Raw genomic sequence first — 19,284 nt, forward strand, 5'->3', positions numbered from 1 at the left:
CGCGCTATAAACGCGCCGCCTTACAACAATTTTTGCAGAAAGTCTGAAATGGACGGAAGCAACGTAAGGGGGTTACTGAACATACTAAGGAGTTATCACATGCGTAAATCAATCACACTTATTGCTGCTTTGACTGCAGCGGCACTTCCTCTTTCAGCAATGGCTGACAAGCCAGACTGGCGTTACGTAGAAGGTGGTTACACAAAAATGGACTTTGACGATAATGAGTCATTTGAACCAGATGGTTTGACGGTTAACGGTAAGTACCTTTTGAATAGTAACTGGTACCTAAACGGCGAATATAGCTTCTTTGAAGAAGGCAGCTTTGACTTTGACATGCTAACACTAGGTGCTGGTTACCGTTTACCAGTGAATGCTACGACAGATGCATATTTTGGCGCGAATCTAGAGCGTATTGACGGTGACGTTAATGACGAAACAGGTTACAGCATCAATGCGGGTCTTCGCTCTATGATTACAGAGCAAGTAGAGCTGGCTGGTGAAATCGGCTATTACGACGTAGACGATGGTGAAGCGACATTTAAAGTAGGCGCTAACTATTACATCACGCCACAGTGGGCTGTAGGTGCTAACTACAAAGTCATTGATGATTTAGACATTATGCAGGTTACTGCTCGATACGCGTTCTAAGCCTCCCTCTCCTCAGGTAGGTTGCCGGGTTGCTCGACCCGGCTTTTTTGTATCTGTATCACCAAAGTGACTGCTACTTTTCCGTGAAGCCTTTTATTCCGTCGTGTCGCTCGGCTGAATATCTTCTTTTCGTTTTATATCCACACTCTCGTGAAGCTCAGAGTATACCAACACCGCATCGCCAGATTTAAGCCTGTCTAGCACCTGCTGAACTTTTACATCAAGCGCAACCTCTTCTTCGCCATAGTCAGTGCCTTCACGCAATACGAAGGACTCTGCCAAGCTATAAAGGGTATCGGCTTCTAATGCATCAATGGGGATTATCATTCACTCTCCTGATTAAAAAAGCGATTAGATGAGTTTAGATGACGTAAGCGTTAGCGTTGAATTAACGACTAATATAGCTACACGTCGCATCAACAGGTAAAGCTTCACTGACAAAGCGCTTCACGCGCTCATGCAGCCACACTTTCGGATTTAATATAGAGCCCTGCATAAACCCAACGTGTCCACCTCGCTCACTTAGCTCTACAGTAACATTCCGCGCAAGCTCCTCTTCCTTAGGCACAATTAAGTGATTCATAAAGGGATCATCGATGCTATGCAGCACTAGCGTAGGGCAGTGGATCGCGCTTAAGAAATGGTAGGCACTGCACTTTTCATAGTAATCTTGTGCATCTGCAAAGCCATGTAGGGGCGCTGTGATCTTCTCGTCAAATTGAGTAAAACTGGTAATCTCTTCCACGTCACTTTTTGTTAGCTGTATAAGCTTGCGATAATCAATGTACTCCATCTTTTTACGCAGCGTATCTTTCATGCTAGTAAGTAAATACTTTTGGTAGACGCGGGAAAAGCCCTGATTAATTGATTTAGCGCACTCGGAAAGTTTAAGAGGCGAAGAAATGGCAATCGCCGCTTTAAGCCACTTTTGTGCAGGGTTTTCGCCTAACAGTTTCAACAACATGTTACCGCCAAGAGAGAAGCCAATCGCAACCTTAGGGATGCGGGGGAATTTATCGTGTAGCCATTCTAGAAAAAAGCTGGGATCTTCTGTTTCCCCGCTGTGGTATGCGCGCGCTTTAAGGTTGGGTACACCGCTACAGCCGCGATAGTGCATCATCACTACCTGCCAGCCGTTTACCGAAAGTTGCGCCATCATATCGTTTGCATAATGGGACTTAATGCTGCCCTCTAAACCATGAAACATCACCACAATCCCTGACGTTTCCTGTGGTTTCGGCCCCCATGCCACGTCTACGAAGTCGTCGTCTGGTAAGGTTAGTCGCTCCATGTCATAAGACAGTGGTAAACGCTTTTGAATAAAACGCGGCCATATGGTTTGCACATGACGGTTCTTTGCCCACCCTGGCACCTTAAAGCTACTTTTTATTATTTTTCCATGCGATAGCGCTGATTTACTCATTGTATTTTCTTATTGTGTTTTTACGATAATTGATTAACCACGAGGCTTACTAATTGTCGCGCCTCGCTGCTGTCACGCAGTCCGTATGCGTTAATAAACGCAGCAATAGACGCGTTAAATACATTAGACGATACTGATTGACCCAGGCCCAGATGCGTGACCGGCTGCTCATTGAACGACGCAACAATATCGTGCTGCTGCTGTCTTTCAAGCTCTAATTCTTGCGCTTTGAGCGCGTCATAATCCGCTTGGTCTCCCCCTTTTTCAGGGTGTGCCGCTTTGCGTTTCGCGCGGTGGTGCTTTAGTTTTTCTTCCGTTGCCTTTGATGCCGCGATAACTGCATTAAGCTGGGGAAGATTAATAATGACATTATTCTCCAAACACCAGCAAACCAGCAAGAGAACGTTTACATTTACGCTGTGATTGTCTTGCAGTAGAAGTGCAAGGGGGGCCATATCGCCTTTGCTATAACGAGAAACACTGTATTCCCAAAACGCACTGCTATCGATGTTAGGCGTTGGCATTGTCGTATTCCTCTCGTTTTAACTCAATCTGCTCTTGGGCATCTAGCCATGCCATCTCTTCTTCTTCAAGCTGTTGCTTGAACTGGGTTTGCTTGTCGAGCAAACTCATAAGCTCTGCTTTTTTGTCTTCGCTGTAAAGAGATGTATCAGCAAGAGACGCTTCCACTTCTGCCAAGGCAGCGCTTAATTTGTCCATCGCTTTTTCGTGTTTTTCAATGGCTTTTTTAAGCGGCGCTACGCTTTGCCTGAATTCGGCTTCGCGGCGTTTTTCCTCTTTTCGATCTATTTTGCGCTCTGCTTTACCCTGCATCCCCGCTTCTTGCTGCGCTTCATTTTTGGCATCGCTGTTGGCACTTTTAGCATCGCTATTAGCCTTGGCCTTTTCCGCAGCCTGCTGCTTTAGAATCCAGTCGCGATAGTCGTCTAAGTCACCTTTAAATGGCTCAACTTCACCACTGTCTACCAGATAGAAGTCTTCACATACCGAGGAAAGTAAGAAGCGGTCGTGCGATACCAGCACCATTGCCCCCTCAAAACCTTGAAGCGCAATATTAAGCGCATGGCGCATTTCTAAATCTAAGTGGTTGGTAGGCTCATCCAGCAGCAGTAGGTTAGGCTTTTGGTAAACGATTAACGCCAATACTAAGCGCGCCTTTTCACCACCCGACATAGGCGCAACAGGAGCAAGCGCTTCATCGCCGTTAAACCCAAAACCACCAAGATAGTCGCGAAGCTGCTGTTCTGTAGCTTTTTCGTCAATGCGCTGCAAGTGAAGAAGCGGGGTAGCGTTAGCGTCTAATGTTTCTAACTGATGCTGAGCAAAGTAACCAATCTTCAGACCTTTAGCCGTATTAAAAATACCTTGCTTTGGCGCATGCACACCCGCCAATAGTTTGATTAGCGTAGACTTACCCTGTCCGTTTCTACCTAGAAGACCTATTCTGCTGCCAGGTACTAAATTGAGTTTCACCTGTTGCAGCACAATATGGTCGTCGTAACCCAGCTGAATCTTTTCCATTTGCACAAGCGGGTTAGGTAGCGCAGATGGTGGTGCGAAGGAAAAGCTAAACGGACTAGCCATATGCGCTGGCAGTAAGGTTTCCATTTTCTCTAACTGTTTAATACGGCTTTGCGCTTGCTTAGCTTTACTCGCTTTAGCTTTAAAACGGGTAATAAACGAGTTGAGGTGCGCCACTTTTTGCTGTTGCTTCTCATATTCAATGTTCTGTAAGCGAATACGTTCAGCACGCTGGGTTTCGTAGGCCGAGTAATTACCTGTGTAAGTGATAAGCTTTTGTTGCTCAACACTGATAATTTGCGCAACGGTATTGTCGATAAAGGCTTTATCGTGAGAAATCAGCAATAGCGTTCCAGCATAGCGTTGAAGCCATTTCTCTAGCCATATGACCGCATCTAAGTCTAAGTGGTTAGTAGGTTCATCAAGGAGCAGTAAGTCTGAAGGGCAAAGCAGCGCTTGAGCTAGGTTTAGGCGCATTCGCCAACCACCTGAAAAATCGCTAACTGGCGCACTTAGCTGCGTATTTGTAAAACCAAGACCTGACAGAATGGTCGCTGCACGGGATTCCACATCGTACGCCCCAGCTTGTTCTAGTTGACCGTGAATTTGGCCAATTTTGACGCCATCACCGCTGTGTTCTGCGGCTTCTAATTGAGCCTGTAACTCCCGTAAATGTTTGTCACCGTCCACCACGTAGTCTAATGCTGTTCGGTTGGTTGCTGGCGTTTCCTGCGCCACGCTTACTATTCTCCAATCACTCGGTACACTGCAGTCGCCGGCATCGACACTCAATTCACTTCTCAGCAAGGCAAATAGCGTGGACTTTCCGCAGCCATTACTGCCGATCAGTGCCACTTTGTGGCCTGGAAAAACCTGCGCCGACGCCTCTTCTAGCAGCATTTTGCGGCCGCGAAGTAGCGATACATTTGAAAGCTTTATCATGAGTAACCTGTGATGGAACAAACTAGGGCGCGTATAATATCAAAAACTTAAGGTAAAAGCTGATCAACACTTACCATTTCAAGGTATAATAATCGCGAAATTCCCCAAAGGTGTATGTATGTCAAAACGTGTAAAACGCCGCTTTGTTGCAGGGGCTACGTGCCCGAAATGCCAAGAGCTAGATACGATTTCGTTGTATTTTGAAAATAACGTAGAAAAGCTGGAGTGCGTAGCGTGTGGTTATAACGAAGCGCAAACTGACGAGAAAGTTAGTGCCGCCACGCGAACTAACGAGAATGTGATTGGTATCTTCAAACCTCACTAGCATTCCTACCCACGCCTCAGTAAATCTTACCATTAAGCCTGTGTAACTCCTCACGATATTGTTCTCAGGCTTTTTCAAGTATTCTCCACATCCCCCGCCAGCAGTGGCTCTCCCCGGCACCTAGCGGAAAAGGTTCCACAGGCATAATTTTTGTATTTCCTACGTAAAGGAGTGAAATATGAAACATGCTAAAAAACGTATCTGCTATGTGCTTCTAGGCTTGTTAGTTGTGCTTATAGCCATAAGGCTTTACCTGCCTTATGCCGCCGCGTCTTACATCAACACAACGCTGAGTCAGTCAAAAGAGTACAACGGCCGCGTAGGCGATGTAGATTTGATGCTATGGCGTGGCGCATATAGTTTAGAGCATGTATTGCTTCATAAGGCGAACGGACAGGTAGACCGCCCCCTTTTCAAGGCAGAATATGTGGAGTTTACGCTTTCTTGGTCACAACTTTTCAAAGGCGCTGCAGTAGGCGTAGTTAATGTTAACTCCCCCGAAATTAACTTTGTAGACGGTAACACGGAAGAAAAAAGCCAGTCAGGCAAGAATGAAAATTGGCTATATATCGCCAATCAACTTTTCCCTTTACGCATTGACAAACTCACTATTAACAATGGAAAAATAGCTTTTCACAACCCTGATACATCACCGGCAATCGATATAGCGCTTCACGATATTCAGCTTGAAGTGAATAACTTGGTTAATAGCGATAACTTGTCAGACTCACGCGTAGCCACCGCTAAAGCGCAAGGACAAACTGCTGAGCAAGGTACGATTTCCTTAAATGCCAAGCTAAATCCTTCAACCCAAAATCCGACCTTCGATGTTGATATTCAAGCTGACAATGTAGGCTTGGTTAACTTTAAGAACCTGCTCGATACTTACGCGCCGTTTGACTTAGAAGCCGGCACACTTACCCTCGCCGCTGAAGTGGCGTCTAATGAAGGGAGAGTAAAAGGCTATATCAAACCCATTTTGCACAATGTAGAAGTGTTCTCTTGGAAAGGTGATATTGAACGTGACGGCGACGGTTTTATTGAAGGTAGCATTGAAGCCATTTCTGCATTTATTACCGAGTTGTTTGAAAACCAGAGCGAAGACCAAATTGCTACACGCATTCCTATTGAGGGTGACCTCTCAAATCCGGATACGCAAACGTGGGAAGCATTTGTTGCCATCTTAAAAAACGCCTTTGTTAAAGCTTTTAAGGGCGATGTGGAGAAAAGTGTAGAGTTGGATAGACTTGAGCTGGATAAATTGAAAGCATCTGAGGGCTCCGCTCGTTGAGAGCCCTAGCTGTTAAGCTCTATCAATGCTAGATAGTGCAGCTATCGCCACAATCGTTGGCACCGTCGCGCATGCCCTCTATTTCTTGGCTTTCTTGCTTATCTTTTTCAGCTTGCTTTTCTGCTACTGACTGCTCAACAGAGTCAAAGTCGATGCTGTCAAACGCATCCATATCAAAATCGCTCATAATTCACTCTCTTAAATAGTAAAAAAGGCTTCTCTTTGCAGAAGCCTTTGTATCGGGGCGCAAGTGTAATTCAATTGCATTTTCAGGCTAAATGAAGACTTCGCCTAAGTCATAACAAGATAAACTAGCGCGCGATGTTTTATTTATACGCAACCGTAAAACAGACAAACCGCCCTTAAGGTTGCCACAATGAGTGGGGCGGCTTAATTACCGTTGCGCGTCACTTTGATTAATAGTGTGGAGGCGGGGTTTCTTCTGACTGCTTAGCAATGTTAGACGGCTCGATAGACTTCACGCGGTCAACCACATGGCGTACTTTAAAAGCTAAATCATCAAGCTGCTTTTGTTGCGAAGACAGCGCATCGTTTAGCGCCTCAATGGTGTGCTCTTGAAATGCAACTTTGGTTTGAAGCTCTTCTATATAGCTATTCGCGCTATCTATTTGCTGTTGTAAATGCTCAGCGCTTTTATCTGTCATGTAAATTCTCTATCTCTCTCGTTGCCATTCTTCGGCAAGGCCACTACTGCTTATAGACAATATATTATCATTAGGAAGGAAGGCGACGCCATACACGACTGCGGTCGGCGGTGAAACTGTCTCTCTTGATGCAACCTGTATGGACTGCACTTGCTCGCCAGTTTTCAAATCCCATAGGTACACTTTTCGGGCGGGAGAGCCTGTTAGTAAAAACTGACCATCTTTGGAAAACTCAACGTCTGTGAAGATTTTCTGACGCGCTGCATATTTGAGGGATGCCACAGGCTGCCCGGTTTGCACATTCCAAACTTGCGACTTACTTTGGCTGTCAGCAGTAAAAGCAAAGCGTCCTTCGTCATCGAGCGCCACTTTCGTGACTCGTGTTGGGTGCGTGAAGGTATGAATTATTTGCCCTGTATCAGTGCTCCACAAATAGGCAATGTAGTCATTACCACCAGTAAGTGCAAACTTACCATTTGGTGATATATCTATAGAGTTGACCTTTTCCTGATGCCCTAAAAACTCCAGTCGGCGAGAGGTTCGGGGTTCAAAGTACATGACTTTACCATTTGAACGCGCCACCAAAATACCATTACCATTATTGGTAACTACAACATCTCGGATAGATGACTCGTCAATACGCCAAAAACCTTCAGGCTCGCCGGTCTCTAAACTCCATAAGGCGAAAGCCTCTCGGTCAGCGGTAACAACGTAGCGTTTGTCAGCGCCTATGTGCACTGACATAACGAGGTTATCGCCTTCACCTTGGTGGCTCCAATGATAGAGTGGTTCACTTTGCCCTATACGCCACACATTTATTCCATTATTTACGCCAGAGACAACCGCTAACGTACCATCAGTAGAAATATCTGCGGCATAAGCGCCTTCTTCTACATGACGCCACTGTTGTATTGGCGTAGTATCAGGGACAGAGCATCCCATGGAATTACTTATAAGTACGATGAGTAACGCTATTCTATGGAACATTTGAGACCTAAACATAATCAAATGGGTTTCGCTTTGTAAATGCTAGGTTTAACATAGCATGGATCACGCATCTTTAACTATCGTGCACACTGCCTTGGATGCAGCAGTATAGACATAGACGCATGATGATAAAAATTTATGGAGACGTTTTTATGCAGAAGTCGCTCGTTGCCTTATCTACTATCGCTGCGCTAGGCCTTTTCGCTTGCCAGCCAAATACATCTGATGAGGCCGCTTCTACAAGCGCTGATAGTGCAAAAACAACTTCTGTTTCAGCAGAAGAAATGACAGATACGCAAAAGCAAGCTTACGCCATGGGCGCAAGCATGGGTTTGTTTGTTAGCAACCGTGCAGAGCAACAAGAGCAACTAGGCTTAACACTAGACCAAGATGCGCTACAACAAGGCTTTAAAGACGGTCTAAACGACACCCTTAAGTTTACGCCAGAGCAGATTCAGCAAATCGCTCAACAGGGCGAAGAAGTGCTTCGTGCTAAGCAGCAGGAAATGGCGGAACAAGCCGCTGAGAAAAACATTGAAGCAGGCCTAGCGTACCTAGAAGAAAACGGTAAGAAAGAAGGTGTGGTAACGACAGAGTCTGGTCTTCAGTACGAAGTACTTGAAGAAGGCGAGGGTGCAAGCCCAGAAGCGACAGACATGGTTAAAGTTCACTACCGTGGCACCTTGTTAGATGGCACAGAGTTCGACTCATCATACAAGCGTGGCGAGCCAGCAGAGTTTCCTCTTAACCGCGTTATTGCAGGTTGGACGGAAGGTGTTCAGCTAATGAAGGAAGGCGCGAAATACCGCTTCCACATTCCATCTGAGCTTGCATACGGTGCACGTTCAACGGGTGCTATCACGCCTAACTCAACGCTTATTTTTGACGTTGAGCTACTAGAAGTGGTTAAGCCTGAAGCTGAAGCATCAGAAGAATAAGTCAGTGCTTTTAGAAAAAGAGAAAGCCGACGCATAGCGTCGGCTTTTTTGTTTTAGTGAGTCAGCGTGATCCTTGCTTACCTTTTCCCTACGAGCCAGTGGATTTTCACCACGCGCGTACCCAGATAATAAAATGGGTTATTCAATATGCTTGGTGCCTCGAATTACATTATTAAGCTTAGTCTAAAGTGGTAAAATTTCACGGTAGAAACAGCATTTTCTTGTAACAATTTAGCCTTAAAAATAGCGTCTTAAAACTAAAGGTTTTAACGCTGTGGCGCGCGTCGTCTTTCAGTGTGTACTTTGAACGTAGCAAAGTGATTTAAAAGCGACTGCCCAACTTTATACATGGCACAGCCCAAAATTAAATATACCACTGTTTGCATACTCTTTAAGCGAACAACAATATCAAGTAAGGCATAGAGTAATAACAGCCCACCGCTTAAAAACAGCATGAAACCAATGATAGTACCGCTGGTTTGGAACGGGTCGTTCCCCGACCTTCGACGGTTCAACACAGGTATCCTGTTACGCATTCATATCCCCTAATAATTAGAATACTATTTATACTACGACACTACGTGAAAGGTTTATGTTCAATAATTATTCAATCTACTCACTTTGTCACTTTTTGACATACAGAAAGATTGCGTTTTGCCTTATTACCCACATAAAGTAAGGGTAATTAGCTGGATTATTTATAGGACATTGTGAAAACACCGCTTATCACTCGAAAGGGCTATTTAAAGTTAAAGCAGGAACTGGATTTCTTGTGGCGTGAAGAACGGCCAGAAATAACTCGCAAAGTAACCTGGGCTGCAAGTCTTGGCGATCGAAGCGAGAATGCCGACTATCAGTACAATAAGAAGAAGCTGCGAGAAATAGACCGCCGCGTACGCTATCTTCGCAAATGCTTGGAAAATCTCAAGGTTGTGGACTACGACCCACAGCAAGAGGGAAAAGTCTTCTTTGGCGCCTGGGTCGAAATTGAAAATGACGCGGGCAAAGTAATGGAACTAAGGCTCGTAGGCTACGATGAAATTTTCGGCCGAAAAGACTACATTTCTATCGACTCTCCTATGGCGAGAGCATTGCTGGGCAAAGAAGAAGACGATGAGTTTGTTGTGAAGACCGAAACGGGCACCAAAGAGTGGTGGATAAACCGTATTTGGTACGATTCAACAGACAAATTGTGAACCGTGATATGCGCCAATAAATTACTCGTTGATGACGCAATGATCAGACGACTTCCCCTACACCGCGGTGATATACTCACCGCTCATATTTTCACTACGAACGCTGTGTATATAAGCCTTTCGCACACCGTTTATTCGCCATTGCCTAACGCGAATTTTTAGTATCTTAGAGCGACTTATGATTATCAATAAAATTGCAGATGAACTTAGCGTTCAACCATCGCAAGTAACTGCCGCCGTTAAACTTCTTGATGAAGGGGCTACCGTACCTTTTATCGCGCGTTATAGAAAAGAAGTGACACAAGGCCTTGATGACACGCAGCTGCGTACCCTAGAGCAGCGCTTAACTTACTTGCGAGAGCTTGAAGAGCGCCGCGATGTTATTCTTAAATCGATTGAGGAACAGGGCAAACTGACCGACGAGCTTAAAAGCAGCATCACCAGTGCAGACAGCAAAACTACCCTGGAAGATTTGTACTTACCGTACAAACCTCGCAGGCGCACTAAAGGCCAGATTGCTATTGAAGCAGGCCTCGAACCTTTAGCTGATGCTTTATTTACTCATCCTGATGCCGATGCTGAAAGTGCAGCAAGCGAATACGTTAATGCAGAAAATGGCATTGCTGATACTAAAGCAGCATTAGAAGGCGCCCGCTATATTTTAATGGAGCGCTTCGCCGAAGACGCTGCGCTATTAGCAAAGGTGCGTAAGTACCTAACTGAAAACGCCTATGTAAAAAGCACCGTAGTGCCAGGTAAAGAACAAGAAGCCGCCAAATATAAAGACTATTTTGAACACAGTGAGAAGTACAAGAACGTGCCGTCTCACCGCGCGCTGGCAATGTTCAGAGGCCGCAACGAAGGCATGCTTCACATTCAGCTAGATGCCGATCCGCAGTCAGAAGACAACGGCCCGTCGCATTGCGAACACATTATTGCCAGCCACTACGATATCATGCACCGCGGCCGTGGCGCAGATGACTTCTTGGCACAGGTTGTACAGTGGACGTGGAAAATCAAAATTGGTTTACACATGGAAACTGAGCTATTCAGCGCCCTTAGAGAGCGTGCAGAAGAAGAAGCCATTGAAGTATTTGCTAAAAACTTAAACGACCTGTTGATGGCTGCGCCTGCTGGTGCGAAAACGACTATGGGCCTAGATCCTGGTTTGAGAACCGGCGTTAAGGTAGCGGTAGTAGACAGCACGGGTAAGGTGGTCGCAACCAACACAATTTTCCCACATGCACCACAAAATCAATGGGATAAGTCTATTCGTACGCTCACCACGTTGTGCAAGCAGTACAAGGTAGATTTGATCAGCATTGGCAACGGTACAGGTTCGCGCGAAACCGACAAGCTTGTTGGCGAAATGCTCAAGAACAACAGCGAGCTTACCGCACAAAAAATTATGGTCAGTGAAGCAGGTGCATCGGTGTATTCAGCGTCTGAGCTTGCTTCAAAAGAGTTACCTGACCTTGATGTGTCAATTCGCGGTGCGGTGTCTATTGCTCGACGCCTGCAAGACCCGTTAGCGGAACTGGTAAAAATTGAGCCAAAAGCCATTGGTGTTGGCCAATATCAGCATGACGTAAGCCAAAGCCAGTTGGGCAAGTCGCTAGACCGTGTTATTGAAGACTGTGTAAACGCTGTCGGGGTTGACTTGAACACTGCTTCGCCCGCGCTATTGAGCTACGTATCGGGCTTGAATAAAACTCTAGCGCATAACATTGTTAATTTCAGAGACACCAACGGTGCTTTCCCAGACCGTAAAGCGCTATTGAAAGTAGAACGTTTAGGGCCTAAAGCCTTTGAGCAAGCGGCGGGCTTCCTTCGCATTGTAAACGGCACCAACCCACTTGATGCCTCTGCGGTTCACCCAGAAGCATACCCAGTGGTAGATAAGATTGTTGATACTACCGCTGTTGCAGTTAACGACATCATCGGCAATACCGAGCTGCTAAAAAGCCTGTCGCCAGATACCTTTACCAGCGATGCATTCGGTTTACCAACTGTTAAGGACATTCTAAAAGAGCTGGATAAACCAGGCCGCGATCCCCGTCCAGAGTTTAAGACTGCTGCGTTTAAAGAAGGCGTTGAAACCATCAATGACCTTAAACCAGGCATGATTTTAGAGGGCGTAGTGAGCAACGTGGCGAATTTTGGCGCATTCGTTGATGTAGGTGTACATCAAGATGGACTAGTGCATATTTCAGCACTAACTAACAAGTTTATCTCAGACCCTCGCGAGGTGGTTAAAGCGGGCGATATCGTTAAAGTAAAAGTGCTTGAAGTAGACGTACCGCGCAAGCGTATCTCCTTCACCATGCGCTTAGACGATACACCGAGTCAAAGCAATAATGCAGGCGGCAAACCAGCAGCAGGAAAGCCACAAAGTAAAGGGGCTGGGCGTGCTAACGCAAAAGCAAACCCTCGTTCAAATCAGGGTGGCGGCAATCGCAATAGCCAACCTCAAAATAGCGCTATGGGCAACGCCTTTGCCGATGCCTTTGCTAAAGCGAAAAAGTAAACGGTAGCGCTTAACCGTGACTTTGAAGCAACAAGGCCCTCTTTTTTAAAGTGGGCCTTTTTCTTATCTCAGAGCAGTTTGGAGAGCAATTGAAAAGCCGAATGATCGTTCCGCCCTAGGAGCTAGAACAATAATGCTGCAAAAAAGCTTCGTGAGATGGCATATTTTGCAGCCCCTTCTGTACTGCCATCTCTATGCCTTGTAAGAATCTTTGCAGTTCGTGTACGGGCATACCTCTTACACTGGAGTGATAACTTTTAGGTATTATTCCCTGCCCCAGCATAACTTGCGTCCATGAATCGACTCTGAAAAGCTCTCCGTCTTCCTGAAAGGCATGGCCAAACTCTTCAAACAACTGCATACGGTGCTTCAATGTTTCGGGCACTTCCATGTCATGGCAATACTGCCAGAATGGGCTGTCCTTACGATGCGTAGCGTGATAATGGAGAATAATGAAGTCCCTAATTTTAACAATTTCATCAAGTGTTTGACGATTATATTCCTTGGCAATACGTTCGCTGACTCCACTATTAGGAAAGAGTTTTAAAAAGCGAATGACGCCCATTATGATCAGATGAATACTGGTGGACTCCAGAGGCTCTACAAAACCACTCGACAACCCAAGCGCTAGACAATTCTTATTCCACGCCTGAAGGCGTCGGCCAGTTTTAAACTTTATCACTCTAGGTGTGGTGATCGTTTTACCTATTACGTTATCGAGAAGACGTTGTTTAGCATCATCATCTGACAAATATTGACTGCAATAAACCAGTCCATTACCAGTCCGGTGTTGCAGAGGAATCTTCCATTGCCAACCACTGTCATGCGCTATGGCCATTGTAATAGGGCGTGGGGCGCCGACAGATTCAGTTTGCACGGCTATAGCCCTGTCACAGGGCAGCCATTGTGACCAATCTTCGTAGCCTGTTTTCAACGTTTCCTCGATGAGTAAACCTTTGAATCCGGTGCAATCGATAAAGAAGTCACCATGTATTACTTCGCCCGAAGCGAGTTGAAGATACTCTATATAGCCCGTTTCCTTATTTTGGTGAACGTATTCGATCTTTCCTTCTTTTCGAACAACACCTCTTGTTTCACAGTAATCGTGGAGCATCTGGGCATATAGGCTGGAATCCAGGTGATAAGCATACTGAGTATTTGAATTCTGAGAAGTGGCGAATTTATCTTGCTTAGCAGCTTGAAGCTCAAAACAATAGTTGCCAAAATCTTTAACCACTCCTTGTTCTTTGCCATACAGCCAGAAGTGATGGAAGGGTGCGACAAAACTCTCTCGCCCAGTAACGCCAAATGAGTGAATATAAGCATCACCATTTTGGCCCCAGTTTTCAAACTGTATGCCAAGCTTAAAGGTGGCCGACGTCGCCTGCATAAATTCCTTTTCGTCAATACCCAGCAATTTGTGGAATACGCGCATAGGAGGGATAGTGGCTTCGCCAACACCAACTGTTCCAATTTCGTCAGATTCGACCAACGTGATGCTAATTGTAGGACCCATTTGCTTAGCAATTGCTGCCGCCGCTGTCCAACCCGCAGTCCCGCCTCCAGCAATGACGATCTTTTTCACGCTTTTATTCACTATTGTCTCTCTTTTCTTATCTATTCAGTTTGTTTACCAGCATAGCTCGCAGTTGGCGGGATTTTAGTTCATCTAATGGAGAAAGAAGTCCGTGTGATTCAGGAGGTAGGTGCTGAGTAGGTAATAATTCATCGTTAAAAATATAATAGTCGAACACGTGTTTCCAAGCAGCTTTTTCGTGAGCAGGTTTGTCTCGAAGGCTCAAGATAGAATGGTATAAAGCGTTCATTGCTGAGCCCATAAATCGCTCAGCATTGCTCCACCAGTAGTTAACTAAAATATTAAATTTATCCAATCCTTCCACTTGATGCCACCACATGCTGGGGATAAAAATGGCGTCACCAGGCTCTAATTCGGCAGTGATACCTTTTTCTTCAGCCTGTTTAAACTTAGGGTGTTTTTGATAATCAGGGTCGCAAAAATTTACCATAGAGATTGCTTGTCCTCCTGGCGTAGGCGATAAGGGTCCAGGATACAGATTTTCGATTTGATCTGGTGGAAACAATATGAACTTGCGCCGGCCTTTTACTACACATGCCATGTTATCTGATGCATCGTAATGACATTTGGCGATAGACTTATTGCCTATCCAAATGCTCGGAATCGGAGATTCAGAATTAGGTGCTAGTTTCGCAAACGACATATCGAGATAATTTTTTTGGCGAAGGCCGGGGAAACTAGAATCTATAACGTTTGAAGCGATATACACGCTTGGCGGCGCTGAATCCTCAAGATAAGTTATAATTAGGTCTAAGACATCGCCTATATGAGCTTTTTCTTTTTTGAAATTGAGTTGGGTTGCATTGTCGTTATACCCGTACTGCCCAGCGAGCCCAGCTTCCCCAAAGTAGGTCAGGGTAGGCCGACCATTGTAGAAAGCTTTCAGGTACTCCGCGGCGGCGATATCGGAGTGTAGGCTTTTTTTTACAAGTTCCCAGTGATTAACAAGCCCCCTGAGGACTATAGGTTCGTCGTAACTATTCAAATCGTCTGGTATGTTTCCCGATTTGCTGGGACGAAGTTCTCTCGCTTTTCGAGTAATAGGTCTCATCTTTTAAAATACTATTGTGAGAGATGAAGATTTTTGAGGTTTATAAGCTTTCTTACATTTGTCATAGATGCCACCACTGCGAAGGCAAGTTGTAAGTAACCGGATTTACTTAACGCCTGCAATTCGCTACCTGTCAATGCTGCGAGTCTTTCTTCATGAATAGTATAGTTACCACTTAACCTTCGCTTTTCACCATTGTTTAATTCAAATTCAATATTGACAGGCTCTATAAGATCTAACGCTAAAAATTGTTTAAACATATCGCTTTGGATTTCCAAACCACTATCTATAACCGACAAACACGATGATATATGGTTCAAATATGGGCTATTTCCTCCATGAGTTAGGAAAAGCGATTGTCCTTCACTGTTACTCACTTTAGGGTGATCCATATCAATGTGTATAACAGCATTTTTTTCTTCGCTGTGACTTGATTGTTGAAAGCCAATTAGAAAAGGCCCTTTATTAAGGACTGCGGGTACGTAATCAGCCTTCCACCCCGATGGATAAGAGGCGTCTAAAAACAAGTTTTCGTTTTTTTCCAGACCCAGTAATACTACACATTGATAACCGTCGAATTCGCCATCTCGACGGAAAAAAATAGGATAGTGTTTTTGTAGTTCAATGAATTCAGATGGGAAAGCTAAAACACTAGCCTGATCATCACCATACCGTGCGGCGTAGTGAGTAATAACTTTTGTATCTTTGTGATTGACGTTGTTTAACAGCACGTGTTTTGTCATCTGTCTCCCCTTAATCACATGGTCTGAATGCACCCAATGTGATTGCTGTGAAAGCCTTTTATATTGCCCACAACAACACTAAAATAAAACATGTAATACACACATTCAGACAATTAAAAAGGCCGCTGTACCGCGGCTATAAATAGCTATTTGCGCTGGCAAGCTATTGTTGCCAGCGCTTGAAACAACTCACTTAGAACTTATAGCGGGCACCAAGGTTGTAACGCGCTCCAAGCTCCGTCAAGAACCACATTTGCGTTTTGTTTCGTGCAAAGTCTCGTGCGTTCTCGCCCGTTACATTTATACCCTCGACGAAAACACTGAATTGCTCATTTATGTTATAGCTAAGGTTTACATCAACTTGTGTGTAAGCTTCGGTATACCGGGGGTTATTTGAGCCACCTCGGTTAGCTTCAGCTAAAAATTCATCGCGCCAGTTAACAGCTATTCGCGCTTGGAATTTGTCATCTTCGTACAAGCCCACTAGGTTAGCCGTATCGCTTAGCCCAATTAAAGCAAACTGTGACGTATTAGGATCTGCGTTGTTATCAAAGCCTACATCACCGTTTACGAAGGTATAGTTGGCCTGAACGCCAAAGCCTGTCTCGCCAAAGAAATGCTGAACAGCAAACTCTGCCCCGTAGATTTTCGCAGAGCGGTTGTTATCAGGAGTGTTAGTCCTAAACACATACTCTGGGTCTGACTCATCGGCGAGAATATCCCATCCTGGAGTTTCTGCGAGTTGCTGTATCTGTTCGGGCGTGCCAGTGTAGTCAGCCGCTCCGTTAGGAAAGGCTTCTGGCTGGCTTAGCAATACGGTCATTGCGTATAAAGATGTATCATCTACAGCGATACCCAAATCTTGGAGAGCGGCGGCGGCTTCCAGAGCACGAGGACCCGCGGTTGGGTTGCGTATACCTAGAATGGTCTGGTCTACTTGACGGCTGCCTAAGAAATTAGCCACATCTTTTTGAAAGAATCCTGCAGAAACATAGCTCGTAGAATCGTAGTACCATTCTAGCGACACATCTGTATTCGACGACTCAAGTGGCAACAAGCCTGGGTTTGAGGCGTTCGCCGTAGGTATTGCACCTAATAACGTAGAACCGCCGCCACCACCGAAGTTGCTCGCCGACACACCGAGGCTACCAAGTCCTGCACGAGCAATAGTTTTGCTATAAGAGAAGCGACCAATCAAATCTTCGCTAATTTCCAGTTTCAAATCTAAGCTAGGTAGTAAATAATCATAGCTGTTCTCAGCTGATGCTGGCGTTGGGGGGACATCAGAATTTACAAAGGGAACGATATCGTTATTATCTTCCCAACGGAATAAAGTTTGACCTACTAGAGAGGTTGATTTCACATCTGTTTCTTCGTAACGAAGCCCGGTTAGCACGCTGAAATACATGCCGCCAAGTTCTCCATCTAATGAAACTTGTGCATACGCCGCTAAAGTGTCCTCTTGAATTGTATCGTCAAACGACAAGGCTTGCTCGGTTGACGATGGAATGCCTGGATATAAAGATTCAGCGGCTGTATAAAGTTCACGAGCGTCAGCAATAAAGCCAAAGCCACCCGGTAGTACACCGTAATCGTCAAATTCACCAGGTAGATCGAAAGGTTGAATTAAGTCACCAAACTCGCCAGGATTAGCAACCCCCCAGTTACCTAAGGCAATGTTGTTGCCTGCGGTTTGGAACGAACGAGATTCCATTTCCCGAGCTTCAACACCAAAGTCGAATCGACCATTATCTAACACATATTCGCCGTCTAATTTAAACTGTGTGATCTTCGAGCGCTGAGCTGCGTTACGAATACGCGCAATTGACGAACCTACATCACCGGCATCAACTACTCCGTTATTATTGGCACCACGAATACTGTCGTCGTAAACATTTAGATAAGTAGGTAGCTCCGAATCGTAGAACCACTCCCTCTCTACTACAGTAGGGGCGCCTAAGCCCACCGCAATTTCTCCCGAGCCACGTGGGCCGGTACCACGACTGTGCATCTCCGAGTCATGCGCATCAAACGTAAGTGAAAAGTCGTTATTTACTAAATATTTAAAGTTTACACCTATTGAGTCTAGCGTATTAGTTTGCTCTCGCCACTGTTGCTCATAGCCTTCATCTGTTCCGCCAGCATAGGTCTCTCTCATATAGATAGGAGTTTTTACAGTGCTGTTATCGAATTCCACAACCTGTGTATTGCTGCCAGTTTGCACCCAGTTAGTAATTTCGCCACGTTGTTCAACTATTTCGTTTTCAGCAAAGGTGTAGTCAACGGAGGCTGTGAACTGCTCTGTAGGAGCAAACTGAAGAGTTAACTGCACATTATCGCGAACGCGCTGAGTATTTGAGAATGCGTAACGAATGTCATTTGGGCGAGCGTATAACTGGCCTTGCTGGGGAGCATTGATATATTCAGCACTTGTCGTATTCCACAGCCTATCTGGATCAGCAAGATCGTCCCAATAATCGATATTCCAGTCATTTACCGTCGCACCGGTGTAACCTGAGTCACGCTCTTGGTGGATCGCAGCTACGCTAACGCCCCAGGTCGCGTCATCGTTAGCGTAACTAACAATCGCCGAGGCCTCTGGAGTTACATCGTCTCCCGTTCTATTTGTCGTGTCATGTACCGCTTTTACACCCGCAGTAGCCGTAAAACCTTCATTGTCTAAGGGTTTAGCTGTCACGATATTAATGGTTGCACCAATGCCGCCCGTTGCAATATTGGCCTTACCTGTTTTATATACTTCTACCGCTCTAACGGCCTCTGAAGCCAAATTTTGGAAATCAAATGAACGGGTGTTACCCCCACGAGTTGTTCCGTCAGCACCAGAACCCGCACCATAAGTAATAGCCGCAGGCATTGTACGACCATTGAGTGTAATCATATTATTACCACCCGCGAAACCGCGAACAGTCACTTCTGAACCTTCGCCGTTAGTCCGGCTGATTGAAACACCGGTAATACGCTGTAACGATTCTGCGAGGTTAGTATCTGGGAACTTACCAATATCTTCAGCTGAAATTGCATCTACGATACCAGCAGAATAACGCTTAATAGATGCGGCTTCTTGCAAACTACCTCTTATACCTGTTACTTCGATAATCTCTGTTTCTTGATCATCTTGTTCCTGAGCAAGTACGGGAGTTGAAATTGTAACTCCCAAAATTAAGGATAAACTTGTTGCCAACTGTGTTTTGGCAAACTTTCTTTTCGACATGTGCCTTCTCCAGATCCCGCATTAATGAGTGTATTAATTCGTTAACATCATCTGTACCGCTATTCGTTATTTTCAAATTACACCGATGATTGTTTAACGCCTCAATAATAGCGCTCGAGATAAGACAAAAGCCTTTATGTAATTTATCAAACCGTTAACTAAATTTTAACAGGC

Annotated in this window: 18 protein-coding genes; 6 read left to right on the forward strand and 12 right to left on the reverse strand. The window is 45.2% G+C overall.

The genetic code is table 11. The features are described from left to right. The first annotated feature begins 99 nt into the window (after positions 1-99). Positions 100-651 (forward strand): outer membrane beta-barrel protein, encoded by a 552-nt coding sequence (locus tag BGK61_RS01285; protein ID WP_076012595.1) that lies wholly within the window; start codon positions 100-102, stop codon positions 649-651. Positions 652-744: 93 nt separating this feature from the next. On the opposite strand, the gene BGK61_RS01290 is transcribed toward BGK61_RS01285, so the two are convergent. From BGK61_RS01290 to BGK61_RS01305, 4 genes are all read right to left on the reverse strand, one after another. Further along, a complete protein-coding gene (locus BGK61_RS01290; protein ID WP_015000043.1) occupies positions 745-978 on the reverse strand; it encodes a YheU family protein in 234 nt (77 codons plus the stop codon). A 61-nt stretch (positions 979-1,039) separates the two neighbouring features. Further along, on the reverse strand, positions 1,040-2,074 hold the full coding sequence (locus tag BGK61_RS01295) for a hydrolase (protein ID WP_076012594.1): 1,035 nt from the start codon (positions 2,072-2,074) through the stop codon (positions 1,040-1,042). 20 nt (positions 2,075-2,094) lie between these two features. Then, a complete protein-coding gene (locus BGK61_RS01300; protein ID WP_015000045.1) occupies positions 2,095-2,598 on the reverse strand; it encodes a TIGR02444 family protein in 504 nt (167 codons plus the stop codon). Then, entirely contained in the window at positions 2,585-4,558 is a 1,974-nt protein-coding gene (locus BGK61_RS01305; RefSeq protein ID WP_076012593.1) for an ATP-binding cassette domain-containing protein, read from the reverse strand. The genes BGK61_RS01300 and BGK61_RS01305 overlap by 14 nt, the downstream gene beginning before the upstream one ends. Before the next feature lie 118 nt (positions 4,559-4,676). Between BGK61_RS01305 and BGK61_RS01310 the strand changes: the two genes are divergently transcribed. Together BGK61_RS01310 and BGK61_RS01315 are read left to right on the forward strand one after the other, a co-directional pair. Further along, positions 4,677-4,883, forward strand: a complete 207-nt coding sequence (locus tag BGK61_RS01310; RefSeq protein ID WP_015000047.1) for a YheV family putative zinc ribbon protein — start codon at positions 4,677-4,679, stop codon at positions 4,881-4,883. A gap of 178 nt (positions 4,884-5,061) precedes the next feature. Continuing rightward, the gene (locus tag BGK61_RS01315) at positions 5,062-6,174 is read left to right on the forward strand and encodes a DUF748 domain-containing protein (protein ID WP_015000048.1); all 1,113 of its coding nucleotides are present in this window, start codon (positions 5,062-5,064) and stop codon (positions 6,172-6,174) included. A gap of 28 nt (positions 6,175-6,202) precedes the next feature. Here BGK61_RS01315 and BGK61_RS19570 read toward each other — a convergent pair whose 3' ends face one another. From BGK61_RS19570 to BGK61_RS01325, 3 genes are all read right to left on the reverse strand, one after another. Continuing rightward, positions 6,203-6,361: a hypothetical protein gene (locus BGK61_RS19570; RefSeq protein ID WP_012520154.1), complete on the reverse strand. Its 159-nt coding sequence runs from the start codon at positions 6,359-6,361 to the stop codon at positions 6,203-6,205. A gap of 229 nt (positions 6,362-6,590) precedes the next feature. Continuing rightward, positions 6,591-6,839 (reverse strand): SlyX family protein, encoded by a 249-nt coding sequence (locus tag BGK61_RS01320; RefSeq protein WP_014980717.1) that lies wholly within the window; start codon positions 6,837-6,839, stop codon positions 6,591-6,593. Between the two features lie 9 nt (positions 6,840-6,848). Beyond that, positions 6,849-7,781, reverse strand: a complete 933-nt coding sequence (locus BGK61_RS01325) for a WD40 repeat domain-containing protein (RefSeq protein WP_015000049.1) — start codon at positions 7,779-7,781, stop codon at positions 6,849-6,851. 197 nt (positions 7,782-7,978) lie between these two features. Here BGK61_RS01325 and fkpA point away from each other — a divergent pair, with 197 nt between their 5' ends. Then, positions 7,979-8,764 carry an FKBP-type peptidyl-prolyl cis-trans isomerase gene (fkpA, locus tag BGK61_RS01330; RefSeq protein WP_015000050.1) on the forward strand — a complete coding sequence of 262 codons (786 nt, stop codon included), beginning with the start codon at positions 7,979-7,981 and terminating at the stop codon, positions 8,762-8,764. A gap of 266 nt (positions 8,765-9,030) precedes the next feature. Here the strand turns inward: fkpA and BGK61_RS01335 are convergent, their stop codons facing one another. Beyond that, positions 9,031-9,300, reverse strand: coding sequence for a hypothetical protein (locus BGK61_RS01335; RefSeq protein ID WP_015000051.1), 270 nt, complete (start codon positions 9,298-9,300; stop codon positions 9,031-9,033). Positions 9,301-9,474: 174 nt separating this feature from the next. Here BGK61_RS01335 and greB point away from each other — a divergent pair, with 174 nt between their 5' ends. Next, positions 9,475-9,960 (forward strand): transcription elongation factor GreB, encoded by a 486-nt coding sequence (greB, locus tag BGK61_RS01340; protein WP_015000052.1) that lies wholly within the window; start codon positions 9,475-9,477, stop codon positions 9,958-9,960. Positions 9,961-10,138: 178 nt separating this feature from the next. Then, the gene (locus BGK61_RS01345; protein ID WP_015000053.1) at positions 10,139-12,487 is read left to right on the forward strand and encodes a Tex family protein; all 2,349 of its coding nucleotides are present in this window, start codon (positions 10,139-10,141) and stop codon (positions 12,485-12,487) included. Positions 12,488-12,602: 115 nt separating this feature from the next. On the opposite strand, the gene BGK61_RS01350 is transcribed toward BGK61_RS01345, so the two are convergent. The 4 genes from BGK61_RS01350 to BGK61_RS01365 form a co-directional block, all read right to left on the reverse strand. After that, entirely contained in the window at positions 12,603-14,084 is a 1,482-nt protein-coding gene (locus BGK61_RS01350) for a tryptophan halogenase family protein (protein ID WP_015000054.1), read from the reverse strand. A gap of 16 nt (positions 14,085-14,100) precedes the next feature. Next, complete coding sequence (locus tag BGK61_RS01355; protein ID WP_076012272.1) at positions 14,101-15,135, reverse strand: cupin-like domain-containing protein; 1,035 nt, start codon at positions 15,133-15,135, stop codon at positions 14,101-14,103. 11 nt (positions 15,136-15,146) lie between these two features. Continuing rightward, positions 15,147-15,878, reverse strand: coding sequence for a SapC family protein (locus tag BGK61_RS01360; protein WP_076012273.1), 732 nt, complete (start codon positions 15,876-15,878; stop codon positions 15,147-15,149). Positions 15,879-16,071: 193 nt separating this feature from the next. Then, positions 16,072-19,110: a TonB-dependent receptor gene (locus tag BGK61_RS01365; protein ID WP_076012274.1), complete on the reverse strand. Its 3,039-nt coding sequence runs from the start codon at positions 19,108-19,110 to the stop codon at positions 16,072-16,074. Positions 19,111-19,284 lie beyond the last annotated feature (174 nt).

Origin of the sequence: Alteromonas abrolhosensis, assembly GCF_001953635.1 — a bacterium.
Classification (GTDB): domain Bacteria; phylum Pseudomonadota; class Gammaproteobacteria; order Enterobacterales; family Alteromonadaceae; genus Alteromonas; species Alteromonas abrolhosensis.